Annotated in this window: 13 protein-coding genes; 6 read left to right on the forward strand and 7 right to left on the reverse strand. The window is 61.0% G+C overall.

Features of this window, described 5'->3' with window-relative positions:
• Positions 1-339: 339 nt before the first annotated feature.
• Positions 340-3180 carry a glycosyltransferase family 39 protein gene (locus ROSERS_RS15215; RefSeq protein ID WP_011957668.1) on the reverse strand — a complete coding sequence of 947 codons (2841 nt, stop codon included), beginning with the start codon at positions 3178-3180 and terminating at the stop codon, positions 340-342.
• A 71-nt stretch (positions 3181-3251) separates the two neighbouring features.
• Between ROSERS_RS15215 and ROSERS_RS15220 the strand changes: the two genes are divergently transcribed.
• The 6 genes from ROSERS_RS15220 (at position 3252) to ROSERS_RS26485 (ending at position 8271) form a co-directional block, all read left to right on the forward strand.
• Positions 3252-3641 carry a RidA family protein gene (locus ROSERS_RS15220; RefSeq protein WP_011957669.1) on the forward strand — a complete coding sequence of 130 codons (390 nt, stop codon included), beginning with the start codon at positions 3252-3254 and terminating at the stop codon, positions 3639-3641.
• On the forward strand, positions 3638-4522 hold the full coding sequence (locus tag ROSERS_RS15225) for a glycoside hydrolase family 32 protein (RefSeq protein WP_049767526.1): 885 nt from the start codon (positions 3638-3640) through the stop codon (positions 4520-4522). The genes ROSERS_RS15220 and ROSERS_RS15225 overlap by 4 nt, the downstream gene beginning before the upstream one ends.
• A 13-nt stretch (positions 4523-4535) precedes the next feature.
• Complete coding sequence (locus ROSERS_RS24250; protein ID WP_198136311.1) at positions 4536-4910, forward strand: GH32 C-terminal domain-containing protein; 375 nt, start codon at positions 4536-4538, stop codon at positions 4908-4910.
• Positions 4907-5344 carry a rhodanese-like domain-containing protein gene (locus ROSERS_RS15230; protein WP_011957670.1) on the forward strand — a complete coding sequence of 146 codons (438 nt, stop codon included), beginning with the start codon at positions 4907-4909 and terminating at the stop codon, positions 5342-5344. Before ROSERS_RS24250 ends, ROSERS_RS15230 begins: the two co-directional genes overlap by 4 nt.
• Positions 5345-5623: 279 nt before the next feature.
• Positions 5624-5836, forward strand: a complete 213-nt coding sequence (locus ROSERS_RS26120; RefSeq protein WP_157041104.1) for a hypothetical protein — start codon at positions 5624-5626, stop codon at positions 5834-5836.
• Positions 5797-8271: a LuxR C-terminal-related transcriptional regulator gene (locus ROSERS_RS26485; protein ID WP_011957671.1), complete on the forward strand. Its 2475-nt coding sequence runs from the start codon at positions 5797-5799 to the stop codon at positions 8269-8271. Before ROSERS_RS26120 ends, ROSERS_RS26485 begins: the two co-directional genes overlap by 40 nt.
• A 400-nt stretch (positions 8272-8671) precedes the next feature.
• Here the strand turns inward: ROSERS_RS26485 and ROSERS_RS15240 are convergent, their stop codons facing one another.
• The 6 genes from ROSERS_RS15240 to ROSERS_RS15265 form a co-directional block, all read right to left on the reverse strand.
• Entirely contained in the window at positions 8672-10741 is a 2070-nt protein-coding gene (locus ROSERS_RS15240) for an oxidoreductase (protein ID WP_011957672.1), read from the reverse strand.
• Positions 10742-10743: 2 nt separating this feature from the next.
• A complete protein-coding gene (locus tag ROSERS_RS15245; protein ID WP_011957673.1) occupies positions 10744-11406 on the reverse strand; it encodes an O-methyltransferase in 663 nt (220 codons plus the stop codon).
• A gap of 232 nt (positions 11407-11638) precedes the next feature.
• Complete coding sequence (locus tag ROSERS_RS15250) at positions 11639-12418, reverse strand: bacteriorhodopsin (RefSeq protein WP_011957674.1); 780 nt, start codon at positions 12416-12418, stop codon at positions 11639-11641.
• 538 nt (positions 12419-12956) lie between these two features.
• Positions 12957-14252, reverse strand: a complete 1296-nt coding sequence (locus ROSERS_RS15255; RefSeq protein ID WP_011957675.1) for a glycoside hydrolase family 1 protein — start codon at positions 14250-14252, stop codon at positions 12957-12959.
• Positions 14253-15345: 1093 nt separating this feature from the next.
• Positions 15346-17127: an ATP-binding protein gene (locus ROSERS_RS15260; protein ID WP_011957676.1), complete on the reverse strand. Its 1782-nt coding sequence runs from the start codon at positions 17125-17127 to the stop codon at positions 15346-15348.
• A gap of 148 nt (positions 17128-17275) precedes the next feature.
• A complete protein-coding gene (locus tag ROSERS_RS15265) occupies positions 17276-18451 on the reverse strand; it encodes an acetyl-CoA C-acyltransferase (protein WP_011957677.1) in 1176 nt (391 codons plus the stop codon).
• Between the last annotated feature and the right edge of the window lie 69 nt (positions 18452-18520).

The raw sequence follows: 18520 nt of genomic DNA on the forward strand, positions 1-18520 counted from the left end.
AAGAGCAGAGAAAATAACCGTGTATCACTTTTTTTGACCCTATCTGCACCAACGCGGCGACATTGCAGCGCCTCGGCGATGGTGCACTATGGTGGAGCGGCAACGGCTCTGTCTTACCACGGTCAACATGCAACGTGCAACACCTGCAACCTGTAACCTTCGCACCTGCATCCTTCCTGCCTCTCGCCCTACGCGCCTCGCGCCATTGCCCCGCTGCCGATCCGGGCGCAGCGCCGATGCGCCCCTACGTCGCCTCATGCCTCTTGCCTCGCGCCTCGCGCCATTGCCCCGCTGCCGGTCCGGGCGCAGCGTCGCTGCACCCCTACATCGCCTCATACCTTACTCCGGGAATGCGTACACCACTGCGGTCAACTCCTTCGTCACACCCCGGAAATCGGCGCGGTACGTCGGTGTGCGATAGACTTCACGGAAACCCAGGTGCGGGTCGGCAATCATTGCATCAAGCATCCGTCGCACCTCTGGCGCCGGACGCTGCAACGTATCGAGCACCAGGTACCGCACACGGTAGTGGCGCGCCAGGCGCAGGAACGTCTCCTGATCGGTTGTGTATGGAATCATCAGCGCCGGACGCTCGCTATGCCAGTTGAGTTGCCACGGATTGCGCGTCATAACGACCGCATCGGGCGGCGTAGAACGCTGCAACCAGGCATAAGCGTCGAGATCGGCGCGGTAGAGGTGAGGTTCATCGCGCACCTTTTCGGCGATTTCGGGCCACGAAGGGACAATGATAGCCGCAGTCAACGCGACAACTGCCATCAACCCGAACGGCGCCCATCGCCGGTTGGAGATCCTGGCAATTCTATCGTAGATGCGCCAGATCGCAGCAGCGGCAAAGAGCGCCAGCCACGGCATGATCACAACCCAGTAGCGCTCTTCGTTCGTGTGCCAGTAGACGATCAGAAACAGAGTATATGGCACAAAAGCAGCGCAAAGAAGCATTATCAGGCGGCGGTGAGCGACCGCAGCGCCAACGGCGCCAAAAAGCGCCAGCCACGCGCCCGCCTCAAACAACAAACGCCTCTTGTCGGCGCGCCCGAACCACTCGCCCATCCCAAACGGAGCACGCTCCCAGGAAGGGATCAGATAATCGCGCAATGCCTGAACCTGACGCTCCAGTTTCACCAGGGTGCGGTCAAATCCCCAGCGCAGAATCCAGCTTCGATCCGGAACACCCAGCGTGCTCAACCCTTCCTCAGAGGTATACACCGCATAGATCTGATCCCACGTCGTATACTCCAACACCCATGCATCTTTGCTTTCGGTTGAATAGAACGGCACGCCGAAGGTGAGCATATTCCGCGCCAGGTAGGGGGAGAGTAACGCAAAAGCAACAACACTCCACCCGACAACCGGGGCAAGACGCACGCGCAGGTCTGCCATGGTTCGCGGCAGCGCGTCGAAGCGCACCCACAGGAACCACAACCCCATTCCCAACGCGATCAACCCGCCGCTTCCCGGCTTCTGAAGCAGCATGAGTCCGGTCAACGCACCAGAAACGGCGGTCAGAAGCGCAACCTTTCGCGCAGACATACCCGCCTGCGGCGCACCCCAGGCGCGGTACAGCGCGATCAGCGCCCCAAACGTAAACAGCGCAAATCCCAGGTCATTCGTCACATAGATCACCAGTTTGAAATAGAGGTGACTGGTGATCAGCAACACAACGGCGACCAGTCCGACGCGTCGATCCCACAGGCGCGCACCAGCACGGTAGACCGCCAGCGCCAGCAGCGTCATGAACAGCAGATTGGGAACTTTCGCCGCCCATGCGCTGACACCGAACACCGCAAACGAGAACGCCACCCACACCGGTTGGAGCAGGGGCCAGGTCTCCTGCGGGCGCGTGACGCCATCATAGAGATAGTAGAACTGCGTCACATAATCGACCGTCCATCCGCGACCGGCGAGCAGATTGCGCGCCACGACCGCATTATCCGCATAATCGGCATGACCGACATACGGCAGTGCCATGATGACCGATCCCAGATACCCGACCCATACCGCCAGCATCAGCGCCAGCAGCAATGCCGCTCCTCGTTGCGAACCGATAGCATCCACCGTATTCTGGACGAGACGCGGTAAACCGTTGTGACCATAGATGAGTATCAGCGCCAGAACGCCAGCAATGATCAGGGTAGAGACCAGCGAGTCCGGAAAAAACTCCCAGAACCACTCCGGACGCGGCAATGGAGGAGCGTAAAGCGTCACCATCGCCATCAGCCACACGGCAACCGCGCCGAGCAACCCATACCCAAGAGATGCACCACGCGCAAAGCGGCGTATCAACCGCAAGGGGTATCTTGTGAGCAGCGCACGGTACTGCCAGATCAGCGGAACAGCGCCAATACCGGCGAACCACGGCAGCAACGCAACCGCCCAGATACGCAACGCTGCCAGAGCAACCGCTGCCCCGCTGACCAGCAACGTAGCGACAACAAAGGCGCCTGTCGGTCGGCGCGTGAGTGCGGCAAGCGCCAGGAACCAGACGACGCCATTCACCGCCAGCCAGAACACCGGCGCAACAACCGGCATGAACGGACCATCGCTGGCGCTGCGCACGCTGATCGATTCGATCCGAACCCCTTTGGGCCGCGGATCGGTGTAGACACTTGTGCTGGTGAAAACGTCCGAGGCGGTGAACGTCAATATCAGGTCGGCGCCGCGACGCGCCTCGACCGGGATGGCAAACTCATACTCCGCCCATCGCTCATCAGGGGTGAATCGACCGATCGGCGCATCATGGGTTGCAACGATCACCTCCGGTTGGCGCGTCACGCTGTTCAGTGCATCGGCGGGCCAACCCTGAGCGCGCACCGTCACAACGAGCGCGCCTTCTCCCAGACCAGCCAGATCGACCCGCGCCCCCTGGTGCGTCCAGCGACTCCGTCCACTTTGTGCGTCTGCGGTGAGTTCGTCCCCATAGAACGTGTAGCGATCCGCAGCGCCAGCGCCCTCGCTCGCCTGCAAAAACAAGCGGTCGCCGGGCCAACCGACGAGAATCGTCGTATTGACCGGCGCCTGATACGCGAAGATGCCAGCCAGCACCGCCAGCGCGATGATCAGCGCCAGGCGCATATCCAGATAATGCAGCACCATCTGCGCATACGTGCCAGCGGACGGCTGCCAGGCAGGTGGATCGCCCGAAATCGTTTTACTCCTCACGGGCAGTATTATACTCGAATGTTTCTGCTACAATAGCCGCGGTTCGCATTCCTGCAGAAAGGAAAACCACGATGGAACGTGCAGTCGTGCAAACGCCGGATGCGCCTCAGGCGATTGGACCCTATTCCCAGGCGATTAACGCTGGCAATCTCGTGTTCTGCTCCGGTCAGATACCCCTGACACCCGATGGCGCCCTGATCGAGGGGGATGTTGCTGCGCAAACGCGCCAGGTGCTGACCAACCTTCAGGCAGTGCTGACAGCTGCTGGCAGTTCGCTCGATCAGGTGGTCAAAACAACCGTCTTTCTCGCCGACATGGGAGACTTTGCTGCAATGAACGCGGTGTATGCCGAATTCTTTCCCGCAAACCCGCCAGCGCGTTCGACCGTCCAGGTGGCGCGGCTGCCGCGCGACGCGCGGGTGGAGATCGAAGCGATTGCGTTGAGGCGTTCCGCGTCATGACATCAAACGATCGATACCGACCCGGGTATCACTTTACCCCGCCTGGTGGCTGGATGAACGACCCAAATGGGTTAATTCAGTGGCATGGTCGTTACCACATGTTCTACCAGCACAATCCGCACGAGGCGCGCTGGGGTTTTATCCACTGGGGGCACGCTGTCAGCAATGACCTGATACGCTGGACCGATCTGCCGATCGCGCTGGCACCGGAACCAGGTTCACCGCGCGGTGATGGGTGCTGGTCTGGCGTGGCTGTGGATGATCATGGCATTCCCACGCTGGTGTATACCGAAGTGCGGAATGGCGTCCAGTTGCCGTATATTGCGACCGGCAGCGATGATCTGGTGACGTGGCGGAAACATCCGCGCAACCCGGTGATACCCGGTCCACCCGAAGGACTGGAGGTTGCCGGTTTTCGCGACCACTGTGTCTGGCGCGAGGGCGATGAGTGGCGCCAGATCATCGGATCGGGAATTGTGGGGCAGGGAGGTGCGTGCTTTCTGTATCGCGGTCGCAGCCTGCTGGAGTGGGAGTATCTCGGTCTGCTGTGTGTCGGGAGTGTTGGCGAGAACGACGAGATGTGGGAATGCCCGGACTTCTTCGCATCTGGCGGGCGGCATGTGCTGGTTCTTTCGCCGCTTCCGCTCAATCAGGCAGTCTATCTGGTCGGGCGGTACCAGGCGAACCGATTCACTCCTGAAGTGCACGGTACGGTCGATGGCAGCGCCAATTTCTACGCACCGCAGAGTTTCGTCGATCAACAGGGACGACGGATCATGGATGGTTGGATGGCTGCGCGAGGCGCGCAGCGAAACGGCTCAACTGAACGCAGGATGGTCAGGGGCAATGTCATTGCCGCGCCTGATCACTCTCCGCGCTGACGGACGTCTCAGAATGACCCCTGCACCAGAAGTGGAAACGCTCCGTAGCGCACACATCACGCACGCGCCGCACGACCTGGCGCCGGATACTGTTGCTGCGCTCGATGAACTGCATGGAGACATGATCGAGATTGCGACGACTATTGACCCCGGCGCCGCGCAACGTGTCGGCATCACACTGCTTGCCAGCCCGAACCGTGAAGAAGAAACGCGCGTCATCTACGAACGTCTTCCAGGTCGATTGCTGGTCGATCGGACACGATCCGGCAGCGGATCTTCTGACTCACCCTCTGTTGCTCTGTCGCTTGCTCCCGGTGAAATGCTCGACCTGCGCATCTTCGTTGATCGTTCGATCAGTTCTCAGTTCTTTCCAGGAAGCATCCTATGAAACGTCTCTTTCTCCTGCTGCTCATCATATCCGCATATGCAATAGCAGCCTGCAGTGCACCAGCGACAACCGCACCCATCGTTGCAGGCAGTGCACCGTCGAGTACCATCAACATCGACAATCTGCCGCTCAACGTCGATGTCGCCACAGTACGTGCGCTCCAGGAGCGGGATGATGTCGTCCTGATCGACGTGCGCGAGCCGGAAGAATACGCTGCCGGACACATCCCCGGCGTGCGTCTTATTCCGATGGGCGAGGTTCCTTCCCGCCTGAACGAGATCCCGACCGACAAGACGGTGATCGTCACCTGCCGCAGCGGCAACCGCAGTGGACAGATCACCGATTTCCTGCGACGCAACGGCTTCACCCGCGTCCACAACATGCAGGGCGGCATTCTCGCCTGGCAACGCGCCGGGTATCCCGTCGAGAAGTAACCGGCGCAGACCTGGAAAACCGGGCATCGTGATCGAGCCGGGGCAGCGCCTCAATCAGGCGCCTGGACGATGTGCTCGTCGTTCAGGCGCGCCTCTCATCCTGCTGGAAGAAGCCGACATTCTCCCCTTTCTGCAACAATCGACCGGGCGCCAGTGCAGCAAAAGCGTCTGCTGGCATCTGGAATAATGCTTGTCTCCAAATTGATAGTTAGTATCATTGATTTTTCAAACAGAGTTCCTGTACAATACGACGAGAAAGATGGACACTATGGGGGTCTCATGAGCGAATCGCTGCTCATTACCAGGATTGCCCCGCCCGCCTATCGCAGCCATCTCGTTCCACGCCGACGCATTCTTGCACAATTGCGCAATCTCATCGATATACCATTGACACTTCTCAGCGCCCCTGCGGGTTTTGGCAAAACTACAGCGATGCTGGAGGCAACCGGCACATGCTGCGGAAGCGTGCTGATACGGCGCTGGCATGGCTGACGCTCGACGAACACGACAACGATCCGATCCACTTCTGGCGCTACGTGGCTCTGGCAGTGCACAGCGCCATCAACAACTGCGGCGCCGCAATGATCGAGGCGCTGGCAGGACCGCAACCGGCGCCGATTCGACCACTGCTTGTTGCGACGATCAACGAGATAGGAGCGCAGGAACAGCACCTCGTCCTTGTGCTGGACGATTATCATTTCATCGATCTGCCCGCCATTCATGACGATCTGGCGTTTCTTCTGAATCACGCGCCCCCGAACCTGCATGGTGTGATCATCACGCGCGCCGACCCGCCACTGCCACTGCACCGCTGGCGTGCACGCGGTCAGTTGCTCGAGGTGCGGATGGACGATCTGCGCTTCGATCTGATGGAAGCGGCGGAGTTACTCAATGGGGTCATGCGCCTGGGGTTCGATGAAGAGGATATAGCGACTCTGCTGCGGCAGACCGAAGGATGGCCTGCTGCTCTCTACCTGGCAGGGCTGGCGTTGCGCGAAGACGATCCTGCAACCCGGCGTCAGCGCATCGCACGACTGGCGCAGAGCAACCGGTTCATCATCGAATATCTCACCGAAGAGATACTGGCGCAACAACCTCCAGACGTGCATGAGTTCCTGCTGTGCATCTCCGTTCTGGAACGATTCTGCGGTCCGCTATGCGACGCCGTTGCCGGCAGGAGCGGCAGCGCCGCGCTTCTCGAATCACTGGCGCAACGCAATCTGTTTCTCATCCCGCTCAGTACTGCGGCAAACGACAATGAGCGCTGGTTTCGTTTTCACCGGTTGTTTGGCGATCTGCTGCGCAGTCAGTTATCGAGCACTCATTCGGCGGATATTCCTGCACTGTACCGGCGCGCGGCAGCCTGGCACGCTGCGCGTGGCGACATCGAGCAGGCCATCGAGTATGCCCTGGCAGGGCGCGATTTCGATGCTGCCACGCATCTTCTTGACCGGGCCGCCAGCACGCTGGTGATGGAAGGACGGGCAGCGCTCCTTGAACGCTGGTTGAACCTCTTGCCCGACGAACTGCGACAGACATTGCCGCACGCCAGCATTGCCTTTGCCTGGGCGCTCATTCTGCGCGGGCGGTATAGCGAGGTCGAGCCGTACATTGTACAGGTGGAAACGATCATACCGGCAGACGACCCTGCACTCCGTGGTGAACTCCATGCCGTGCGCGCCGTCCTCGCCGAAATCAAAGGACAGCTGGCAGAGGCGCTCCACCACGCGCAGCAGGCGCTCGACCATGCCCCTTCCGATCATCGTATCGCCCATGCAGTGGCAAAGACGGCAATTGCTGGAGCGCTGCGCGCGGCTGGCGATGTAAACGCCGCTATCGTTGCATATGAACAGGCTGTGCCGCTCTGTGTCGCCGCACGCCTGCCACTGCCAGCGCTCCTGGGGCGCGCGCATCTCGGCATGCTGTATCTGGTGCAGGGAAGGTTGCGCAACGCCGAGGCGACGGTGCGACCGGTTTTGACCTCAGCGGCGTTTATGCCTGCCGCTGCACCCGCTTTTATTGCGTACAGCGCGCTTCTGATCGAACGCAACCAGCTGGACGAAGCCCGGCAGCAGTTGCAACACGCACTCAACCTGGCGCAGCAGAGCGGACATACCGCTGCGCTGGCGCAATGCTTTATTCATCTGGCGCGGGTGCAGCGCGCCCTCGGCGACTTCGCAGGCGCCCAGGCCGCACTCGATGCCGCTGCCGCATATGTTGCCCAGGGTGTTCCAGTATGGATCGAACCGATGCTGATCGCCGAACGTGTGCATCTCTACCTCGATCAGGGCGCAGTGACGAAAGCCAGGCGTGTACTGACCGGGCACGGTACACATAGCGACTCGGTTGCTGGAGTGAGCCGGGAGGCGGTACCGCTGGCACGCGCACGCCTGCTGCTGCACCAGGGGCGCAACGCCGACGCGCGCGCACTGCTTGATGAGGTGATCGCTCTGGCGGAAGCATCTGATCGGCAGGGAAGAGTCATCGAGGCGCTGGTGCTGCGTGCACTGGCAAACGATGCGTTGGGTGACGAGTCCGCTGCGCTCGACGATCTGCGACGCTCAGTGACCCTGGCGGCGCCGGAAGGGTTCGTGCGCGTCTTCCTCGATGCAGGCCCGCGTATGGCAAAACTGCTCTATCGCGCAGGCAGCCCCGCTGCCCATCGTCTGCTGGAAGCGTTTCCTCCGACGATCCGTGAGCGCAGCGCCACACTGTCAGAACTGAGCGAACCGCTCAGCGAACGCGAACGTGACATTCTGCGCCTGATGGCGCGTGGATTGACCTACCGACAGATTGCCAGCGAACTGATGATCAGCATCAACACGGTGCGTTACCACGTCAAGAGTCTCTACAGCAAACTCCAGGTCAGCAGCCGCACCCTGGCGCTTGCCCGCGCGCGCGATCTCCATCTGCTCGATGGGGCATAATGCCTCAATTGCCCCCGCTGCCGGTCCGGGCGCAGCGCTGCTGCGCCCCTACATCGCCTCCCGCCCCCGCCATTGCCCCCGCTGCCGGTCCAGGCGCAGCGCTGCTGCGCCCCTACTCCCTCTCGCCCCCGCCATTGCCCCCGCTGCCGGTCCGGGCGCAGCGCTGTTGCGCCCCTACATCGCCTCTCGCCCCCGCCATTACCCCCGCTGCCGGTCCGGACGCAGCGCTGCTGCGCCCCTACATCGCCTCTCGCCCCCGCCATTGCCCCCGCTGCCGGTCCGGGCGCAGCGCTGCTGCGCCCTCGCTGCCGGTCCGGGCGCAGCGCTGTTGCGCCCCTACATCGCCTCTCGCCCCCGCCATTGCCCCCGCTGCCGGTCCGGGCGCAGCGCTGCTGCGCCCCTACTCCCTCTCGCCTCGCGTCTCGCACCTCTCCCGCATGAACGGTGGCGCATCGTTATCCAGCGCCTCGTCGAACTCACGCGCCGCCCGATGACCGGCAAACACCGCCTGCGCGATAATGTGCGGCGCCTCGGCATCACCAATCACCCGCAGAGTGCGGATGCGACTGTCGGCTCGAGCAGGCGCCAGGTCAACCGCCAACTCATCGCACGGCAGGCGATCAGCGACGATCACTACTGCATCGCACGCCAGATCGATGGTGACGCCGGTTATCATATGGCGAACGGCGACACCGCCCTCAAGAATCGTGCTGAGCACGCTGCGGGTATGGATGACCACCCCCAATCCGCACAATCTCCGCTCAACCCGCTCCTGTTCGAGCGTGAACTGGGTCCAGTGCGACACCATTGGCGCAGGCGTGCACACGATGACCTGGCGTCCCTGGCGCGCCAGCAACTCTGCCAGAACGCCTCCCATGTAGTAGTGATCGTCATCGTAGATCACAACCCGACCCGACGGCAGACGCCCATCCATCAGGTCATCGGGGGTGTACACATGAGGCAGATCATGCCCCGGCAGCGGGCGATGCACGGTGCGTCCCATACCGTCCCGTCGCCAGACCGCACCGGTCGCGATGATAACGTGCTCATACCCGCTTTCGAGAACGTCGGCGGCAGTCATCGGATTCCCCGGCAACAGCTGAACATTCGGCAGCCTGGCGATCTGCGTCAGACGCCAGTCGATCACCCGCCGCCACTCCTGCAATCCAGGGAGGCGCGCCTCGCGCGCCACGCGACCACCCGGTTCACGCTGCGCTTCGACCAGCGTTACCTGATAGCCGCGTTGACCCAGCGCACGGGCGCACTCCAACCCCGCCGGGCCCGCGCCGACGACCAGAATCTCGGCGGTGCTGCGGCGTGGCGCAATTGTTTCGGGATGCCATCCGCGCCGCCATTCCTCACCCATCGTCGGGTTTTGCGTGCAACGGATCGGAACGCATTTGTTATCGCCGGTGACACAGATATTGCACCCGATGCACTCACGGATATCTTCGACCCGTCCTTCCCGAATCTTGCGCGGCAGGAACGGATCGGCGATTGATGGTCGCGCCGCGCCGATGAAATCCAGGATTCCGCGCCGGACGGCAGAAACCATCGACTCCGGCGACGTATATCGCCCCACACCCACCACCGGCTTGCTCGTCAATTGTTTGACAAACGCAATGTACGGCTCCTGAAACCCTTCCTTCTCAAAGCGCGACGACGCTGAGTCGTTGCTCCAGTTCGCGACGTTGACATCCCATAGATCGGGAAGTTCCGCAAGCATCGCAACGATCTCATACGCCTCGCCCTGGCTGGTCAGACCCTCATCACCAAGCAGTTCATCGACCGCCAGACGCACCGCAACCGTGCAGCGGTCGCCAACGGCATCTTTCGTATCCTCGATCAACTCGCGGAGCAGGCGCACCCGGTTTTCCAGACTTCCGCCATACGCATCGCTCCGATCATTGTACCGGCGCAGCAGGAAGTGCATCGCCAGACTCAAACCGTGCCCGGCATAGCAGTAGATAATGTCGAAACCGGCATGTCTGGCGCGCAGTGCCGCGCTGCGGTGCCAGCGACGCAGATTGCGAATGTCTTCCAGGTCCATCCGACGACACTGACCCGGTTCGAAGCCTGTGCCGCCCATCAAGCCAATCGAACGCGGACCGAGCGAGGCGGTGCGCGAGTAATAGTTCATCGCATCGTGACCATTGTGGGTCAACTCAATGCCTGCAAGCGCGCCGTGACGGTGCACTGCTTCCGCCATAAGCGCCAGTGCCGGGATGTCATCATCACTCCACAAGCGCCCCTCCAGGTACGGCGCCAGATCGCTCGAATGGTGAATCTCGACTTCCTCGGTGCACACAACACCCCAACCACCCTCGGCTTTCACGCCGCGCATAGCAGCCAGCGCACGCGGCATGCGGTACCCCATGCCATTACAGTGCGGAACCTGGTAAAATCGGTTGGGGGCAGTCACCGGACCGATGCGCACCGGTTCGAAGAGAAGAGTGTAGGGATGGGTCATATCTACTCCCGCACCACTGCCAGCGCCATCCCATCATACCCTTTGATCCCGACCATCTGAACAATCGTCGCCGTCACGCGCCGGTCGGCGGCAAGCGCCTCATTGAAGCGGCGGACTCCCTGCAAGCCCGCATCGGCGCTGGAGTCGTCCAGCACTTCGCCGTGACGGATCACATTATCAGTAATGATCAGGCTGCCGGGACGCGCCAGACGCACCGCCCAGTCAAAGTAGGTCGTCAGGTTCGTCTTATCGGCGTCGATAAAGATCAGATCGAAAGGACCCTTTCTTTCCGCAGCAAGTTGCGGCAGCACATCAAGCGCAATTCCCAGGCGCACCTCGATCCGGTCGGCAAGACCGGCGTGCGCAATATTCGCCCGTGCGACTTCAGCGTGCTTCGGGTCGGCTTCCAGCGTAATCAGTTTCCCATCGGCAGGGAGCGCGCGTGCCATCCAGATCGCACTATAGCCCGCCAGCGTCCCGATCTCCAGGATCATCCGCGCGCCGCATGCCAGCGCCAGGACGTGCAGCAGCCGTCCCTGGACAGGCGACACATTGATCTGCGGCATGCCAGCCGCGCGTGTCGCCTGAAGCACCATTTCCAGCGCCGGGTCTGAAGGAAAGAGACCGGTAATGTACTCATCGACGGCAATCCACTGCTCGTGCATGATGCAAGCTCCTCTGTGTTCAAGACGGACGACACGGCGGCGATCCTGACAGAAAAACAGGGCGCGTCTCGTTCTGGCAGTCACCCGCCGGATCAGGAAAACCTGCGGTGAATAAGCGCACCCATTGTACACCGGAAAACGCACATCGGGCGCCTGGTATCATTACCCCGCGAATAAAATGCACCTCCGATCCGCATGTAGATCGGAGGTGCATTCAGGGGTGAACGTGGACTTACGCAATGGCTGGGATCGTCCCTTCAGAGGACTCCCCTCGCTCTTGTTGGGTCTTGATTCGTGCGATCGCGTAGATCAACAGACCATAGGCCGGCTTCGCCACAATATCAGCGATCGAGTATCCGACCTGACGCGCAACCAGCGCAGTCGCCGGGTCAATACTCAGGAGCGGCAGCAGGTATGCGATCGGATACACTCCCCAGCTTGCGAGCAGGAGCAGGCGCAGATTCCGCAGCAGAACCCGTACTTCTGCTGATTCACGCTCCATCACTGCACCCAGATCGCGCCAGAGCACATACAGAATGTAGAGGAATGGGATACTGCTCAGCGTGCCCCACACAAGCCGCGTGGTAACGTCTGACGAAATCTCGCCAGGGTAGCCCAACACGATCATCAACACTGCTGCAATCACCAACCGCGCGATCATCCCACTGCGCTGCTGTCCCGTGATATGCAGAACCGCGACGAGCTCGACGAGCAAGAGCGGGACGGTCAGGAGCCAATCGGCATAACGGTATGCTTCATTGAACGGCTCGCCAGTAGGCGTGTAGATCGCGCCGCTGACGGTGAAGGCTGTGCTCCAGCTGGTAAACATCCGTACATAATGATACGCAGCAATCCCGACGATGATTGCTGCGAGCACCATCGCGCGCTGATAGGTGGATGCTACGGTGTTGCGCGCGAGCAAGAAAAATACGAACGCCGCGCCCATCGCCGCGATGGTGAACGATAGCGCGTTGTAAACCAGGTCATACTGAGATAGCGTAAGGTTTGGCATGACCAGGAACTCCTATCTGATACGAATATAGTGATCTTTGTCGAACGACACGTGGTCAAACGAGGTTCTTGCTCATAGCGCCGATATTGATCCTATCTAGGTTGAGTGATGCTGCGAGATAGGGCAATCACTACAACATACGGCAAACTGGCTTGTGGTCTGGTATCACTACCGCCTGAGCGCTCTGCGAACCGGGCCGCTCTGTGGTAAGCCACCAGATTGTTCCCCACATCACAAAGTATACGCGCTTTTCAGCATTTTGTCAATGAAACGTTCAGGTTTTATCACGATTTTGCACAAAGACTGGCGAACATCTTCTCCAGTGAAACATTAACCAATGACGAGACAGTTGCCTGGGGGCGCTGCCCGCACCGCCCACTGCCACGCTAACTCCTCTCTCCCGTTTCAGGCATCAGGACGCCCAGACACCCCCTTCTCCCCGTGTGGGAAAAGGGGGTTGGGGGGATGAGGGGGCAAACGCGCACACGCGGGCGCGACACCCGCGCACCTGATCCACGCACAGGGGGCGCGGCTATTGTCAGAGCGCACCAGGCGCAGGGATCGCATTCGCGCGCGCGATAATGGCGTAGAGCGCCGCCGACGGGCGCATCCGCCGTTCGCCAGTTCGCTCATCGAGCGCATACAACCCGAAGCGCAGCCCCCATCCCTCCGCCCACTCGAAGTTGTCCACCAGCGACCAGATGAACACTCCGCGGACATCGATCCCTTCCTGGATCGCTCGATAGACCGACTCGAGATGGTTGAGCAAAAACCGCGGACGCTGATTGTCGTCCTCGTCCGGCAGACCGGTCTCGGTCACGTAGATGGGGAGCTTCAGCCAGCGATAGGCTCGTTTGAGCGCACGGTACAGACCATTGGGATAGATCTCGCCGAATGTGCCAAGCATACCGGCATCGCTCTGTTCCACATATGGAGGTGTGAAGCGACGAATGAACAGATGGTACGGCCGTCGCAGATCGAAGGCGATGTGATCACGACTGTAGTAGTTCAATCCAAAAAAGTCGGACGTCTCGCGCAGACGGCGCAGCACCAGTCCGTTGACCAGATAGTCGTACATGACCGTCGTGAGCACATCGTGACCAGCAGGCGATGCCGGATCGAGAATCCGTTTATGGTGCACGATACCGACACGATGCGCCGGATGCTGCCTGTGAACCGTCTGCGCTGCAAGTTCATGCCCACGCATCAGATTGCCGAAGACCCGCAGCGCCTGCAAGATGTTACGTCGTCCGGGGGGCCACACGCCCTGCAGATAACTCAACGCAGCGTAGACCGTCGGCTCATTGACGGTGCACCAGAGATTGCAGAGATCGCCCAGTTCTTCGACTGCGTATGCGACGAATTGCGCAAATCGCTTTGGAGTCGCCGGGTTCAACCAGGCGCCCTTTGCCTCGACCCAGAGCGGATTGGTGAAGTGGTGCAGCGTAATCATCGGCGTCATTCCGCGCCTGACGATTCCACCAATGATCTCGCGGTAGCGACGAATTGCCTCACGATCGAAACGCCCCTCTTCCGGTTCGATACGGCTCCATTCGATCGACATACGATGGGCATTCGTACCAAGCGCTGCCGCACGATCCAGGTCGCCCTCGGCATCGCGCCACCAGTCGCAGGCATCACCGGAAACATCGCCATGCCAGCAGCGCCCCTGCTGCTCCCAGACCCACCACTGATTGTTGGTATTCTGCCCTTCGACCTGATGTGCGCTGGTTGCGGTTCCCCACAGGAAGCCTGGCGGAAAACGAAGCGGTTCAGGAAGCCGCGTATGAGGACGGGAATGAACGAAAAGACCGATATCGTACTGAGATGTCATACCTTGTAGAATTGTTCGCTCCTTATTATTTTCGGTATAGTATACCATTGCTGTGGTAACGCGCGGGCACAGAAATACAGCGGGCGCTGCTCACTGCGCCGTCGCGCTTATCCGTCATCGCCTCCCGCCCGTACAGGTGCAGCAGCGTGGGGAGGCGTGCGGGAAAAGGCGGGAGAGCGCCGCCCCTGAGTACGGGTGCAGCCAGCGCCAGACCTGACGCGCGACGGCGTTGAGCGCCAGGAATCGCTTTGCGCCTGTACCGGCGCAGCAGTGCTATGCCCCGATTCCGAAGGCAAAGGTCTTGTTGCAGCGCCAGGGGCGCGCCTGGATCGCGCTGCGTCTCTCCTCTGGCGGCAGAGGTATGCATAATCCAGGGAACTAGTATGCTAGCATACTAGTATACTAGTGCCACGTCTCTACACCTGCGCCTGGTGCATGCGGTCTAATGCTTCCCGCGCATGCACGCTCCTGCGACCAGTCCGCCTATCAATACTGGCGGCACGCATGGCGCACTACGAAACTCCCGCCTATCCACGTGCATGCGGTTTGAATGCCGGATGTTCAGGCACAGACATGCTGGCAGACGCGAGCAAATGGTCTTTGAAGAAATAATCCGCCACAGCCCGCGCAGGCGGGCTTCGCATTCCATAGCCGAGGGCTGATGGTCGTTGAGGAAATAATCCGTCATAGCCCGCGCAGGCGGGCTTCGCATTCCATAGCCGAGGGCTGATGGTCGTTGAGGAAATAATCCGCCATAGCCCGCGCAGGCGGGCTTCGCCCTGGCTAGCCGAGGGCTTCAGCCCCACGGCTAGCGCAGTAGAGCGGATGTATAGCGGTTCTCAGATACGTTGACCCCTGTCCGGGTCTGCCGCGTCGTGCGAGGCGCCCGTTTCCGGCAGAGCGTAGACCGAAATTCATTTCGGTCACCGCGTGGAGAGTGCGATTCCGGGAGTGTTCAACATTGTCCACCAGGTTCAACCTCTGTGTGCTATAAATTCTCAATCTCCGCATGCTCAATGCCCCCTGACCGCTGCCATAGCAATACCGATGTGCAAGCATCCGCCGGGAGGCGTGGGCATCTGTCTGACGCGCGCTAGCTGCTGCCGAAGCAGTGCGGATTGGCGCGCATGAGGTCATCGACGCTGCGGAAACCCTGCAACACAAGCGGCGTGCCGAGGCTGCCAAGCGCCACAATCGGTCCGGTCACCATAAATGTATAACGCCCGGTGCGTTTCGGATCGGGGAGGGAACAGTAGCGCGCAAACCCCTCTTTGCCCAGTTCAGTCTCGACATACTCGCGATCGGCACCAAGTTTGAACCCCTGCCCAAAAATCTTCACCTGCAACTGCCGCAGGATCGTCTTGTCGAAATCGTGCAGCGTCTGTGTAATGAACATCCAGCCGACACCATACTTGCCGGTCATTCGGATGCTTTGCGCCAGCAGAGAACGGGTGCGCGCGCCGTCACCGGTGTCGTCGGCATGTTCACCGGCAAACAGGTGCGCTTCGTCGAGCAACACGAGCGCATTTGAGGTGCGTCCATCCTGGAAGGAACGGTGGATCACCTGGCGCAGGCGGGTCAGGATTTCGTTGAGCAGGAAGTACGGCGTATCGGCGACATTCTCCTGGGCGAACGACAGGATCACGATGGCGCGATCGGTCAGCACCTGCTGGATCACCTGTGACAGCGGTTGACGTTTCCCTGGCTCGACGCGGAAACGCTGCAACGCATCGTCCCACAACCGGCGCAGGCGCGTCTCATCAAGACTGTAGCGCGCCAGCACATCGGCGGCGCGCTGTCCCTCTCCCGGCATCGTGCCGGGACGGGTGGCATAGATCACATCCGCAAAGCGTGCCAGGTCCTTCACCAGCAACGGCAGATCCGCCGCCGTCAGATCACGGATCGGACGACGACGCCCACCCGCGTCGGTCAGGTCGGTCAACAAGCCAGACAGTCGTTCGGCAGCTTCGCGCTCCTTATTTGCGCCCTTGAATCCCAGACTGTCGAAGAACCCGGCGCGGCGCAACAGTTCGGTGAACGCCTCCGCGCCTTCCATCGCCACGTCATCGGTCGTCAATGTAATCACGTCGCGGCGGTGGCGTAGACCGGCGAGCAGACGGCGGATGCTGAAATCGACGCGGTGATCGCCGGCGGCGAAACGGTCGCGCCCGAACTCGCCTTGCGGATCGATCACCAGAATGCCCATGTGCGGGTTGGCAGCAAACCCGGCAAGCAACTGCGCCGCCAGGATCGATTTGCCGCTGCGCGTCTGCCCGAAGATGCCAATCATCACCGCTTCGCCAAACCCGCCCTGCTCGGTTGGACCGAAGTGGCGCAGCGTCAGCGGCACCGGCAACCCATCTCCCGGTGATTGCCCGGCATAGAAGATCCCCGGCTCGGTATGCACCAGATCCTGCAGGGTGGCGGCATCCGCCGGATAGACCGGCGTCCCTGATGGCGGCGGGGTGGAAAGGGTCGTGCGTCGCACCACCCGCCCCTGATCATCGAGCAGAAAAACGCCGAGCGCCGAGAGTTGCGCCGCCGTCAGGTCACTCTCGCCAGAGAGAGCGGGGAGGGCGCCCTGATGCTTGATCACGGCGCGGATAACCGGATCTTCGTGCCAGCGGTTGCGGGTGATGATTCCGCCCAACTGACAGAGCGCCCGTTTGCGGTACATCTTGCCATTGAAGCGCTCGGTCACTTCGAACACCACCCAGGCGTGATCGAGCGCCCGGTCGCGCGCGGTTTCGAGAATATCAACCGTAAAGTGGGTTGTGGAGTTCGGACTGCCGATCACTGCGATCGGCGCCGCTACCAGAGGCGCCGCAGTCGAACGCAGACTCGACGCTTCCTGACGTTCACGCAACGGACGCATGCTACTCCGAACAGAAATGCTAAACACCTGTTCGCAGTATAGCAGCCCTTGATGAGGAAATCAAGAGGGAAACGGCAAAAGTTTACAAAATCACTACAAATCCAGCAGAGAGCAGGCGTCCCCGCTGTCGGAGACGCCCGCCGGCACATCACAGCATCTCGACGATGCCGGCAGCTCCCATGCCGCCGCCGATGCACATGGTGATCAGACCGTAGCGCCCGCCGCGACGCCGCAGTTCGTGCAGGATCTGCACTGTCAACTTGGCGCCAGTGCATCCCAGTGGATGCCCGAGCGCAATAGCGCCGCCGTTGACGTTGACTTTCTCTTCGTCAAGTTCGAGCGCGCGAATCACCGCCAGCGCCTGTGCCGCAAACGCTTCGTTCAGTTCGATCAGGTCGATCTGGTCGATGGTCAAGCCGGCTTGCTTAAGTGCCTTCGGGATGGCGGCAACCGGACCGATCCCCATTATTTCCGGCGGCACACCCGCAACCGCGAACGATACGAAGCGCGCCAGCGGCTTCACCCCGAGTGCATCAGCCTTCTCGCGGCTCATAACCACCACTGCCGCTGCCCCATCGCTGGTCTGCGAGGAGTTGCCAGCAGTGACCGTGCCGTTGATCGCAAAGACCGGTTTGAGTTTCGCCAGCGCTTCAGCCGAGGTGTCGCGCCGCGGACCTTCATCGGTGTCGAAGATCATCGTTGAACGCTGTACCCTGCCGTTTTCGAACCAGACGTGCTCCACTTCGATCGGCACAATCTCGTCCTTGAACAGACCGGCGTCGATGGCGGCAATCGCGCGCTGGTGTGAGCGTAGCGCAAAGGCATCCTGATCCTCACGACTGACCTCGTACCGCCTGGCGACATTCTCAGCGGTCAAACCCATGCCGAGGTATACATCGGGACTCATCTCCGCCATTGCCGGGTTGGGCGCGAAGTGATGCCCTCCCATGGGTACGGCGCTCATGCTCTCGGCGCCCCCGGCGACGACCACATCACCCATGCCGCTCATCACCTGTTGCGCTGCAAGGGCGATGGTCTGCAAACCCGACGCGCAGAACCGGTTGACCGTCTGACCTGGCACATCCGTGGGCAGACCCGCGCGCAGGAGCGCGACACGCGCCATATTCAAGCCCTGTTCCGCCTCGGGCATGGCGCATCCCAGAATAACATCATCGATCTCTTTCGGGTCGAGACCGGGAACGCGCTCGACTGCCGACCGGATCACGGTTGCCGCCAGATCGGTCGGATGAACACTGCGCAGTGCACCGCGCGGCGCTTTGCCGACGGCTGTGCGAACTGCGCTGACAATCACTGCTTCTCGCATGCTCTTTGCCTCCACTCTCTCGTGATGGAATGCGACATACCGTGTCGCCGGGGCCGCGCCACGCCGGTA

This window comes from Roseiflexus sp. RS-1 (assembly GCF_000016665.1).
GTDB lineage: Bacteria > Chloroflexota > Chloroflexia > Chloroflexales > Roseiflexaceae > Roseiflexus.

Coding starts and splice junctions, on each gene's coding strand:
- ROSERS_RS24250 (WP_198136311.1), top strand. CDS start 4,536: ATGACCCCTGCACCAGAAGTGGAAACGCTCCGTAGCGCACACATCACG.
- ROSERS_RS15250 (WP_011957674.1), bottom strand. CDS start 12,418: ATGCCAAACCTTACGCTATCTCAGTATGACCTGGTTTACAACGCGCTA.
- ROSERS_RS26120 (WP_157041104.1), top strand. CDS start 5,624: ATGAGCGAATCGCTGCTCATTACCAGGATTGCCCCGCCCGCCTATCGC.
- ROSERS_RS15255 (WP_011957675.1), bottom strand. CDS start 14,252: ATGACATCTCAGTACGATATCGGTCTTTTCGTTCATTCCCGTCCTCAT.
- ROSERS_RS15265 (WP_011957677.1), bottom strand. CDS start 18,451: ATGCGAGAAGCAGTGATTGTCAGCGCAGTTCGCACAGCCGTCGGCAAA.
- ROSERS_RS15220 (WP_011957669.1), top strand. CDS start 3,252: ATGGAACGTGCAGTCGTGCAAACGCCGGATGCGCCTCAGGCGATTGGA.
- ROSERS_RS15230 (WP_011957670.1), top strand. CDS start 4,907: ATGAAACGTCTCTTTCTCCTGCTGCTCATCATATCCGCATATGCAATA.
- ROSERS_RS26485 (WP_011957671.1), top strand. CDS start 5,797: ATGCTGCGGAAGCGTGCTGATACGGCGCTGGCATGGCTGACGCTCGAC.
- ROSERS_RS15245 (WP_011957673.1), bottom strand. CDS start 11,406: ATGCACGAGCAGTGGATTGCCGTCGATGAGTACATTACCGGTCTCTTT.
- ROSERS_RS15240 (WP_011957672.1), bottom strand. CDS start 10,741: ATGACCCATCCCTACACTCTTCTCTTCGAACCGGTGCGCATCGGTCCG.
- ROSERS_RS15260 (WP_011957676.1), bottom strand. CDS start 17,127: ATGCGTCCGTTGCGTGAACGTCAGGAAGCGTCGAGTCTGCGTTCGACT.
- ROSERS_RS15225 (WP_049767526.1), top strand. CDS start 3,638: ATGACATCAAACGATCGATACCGACCCGGGTATCACTTTACCCCGCCT.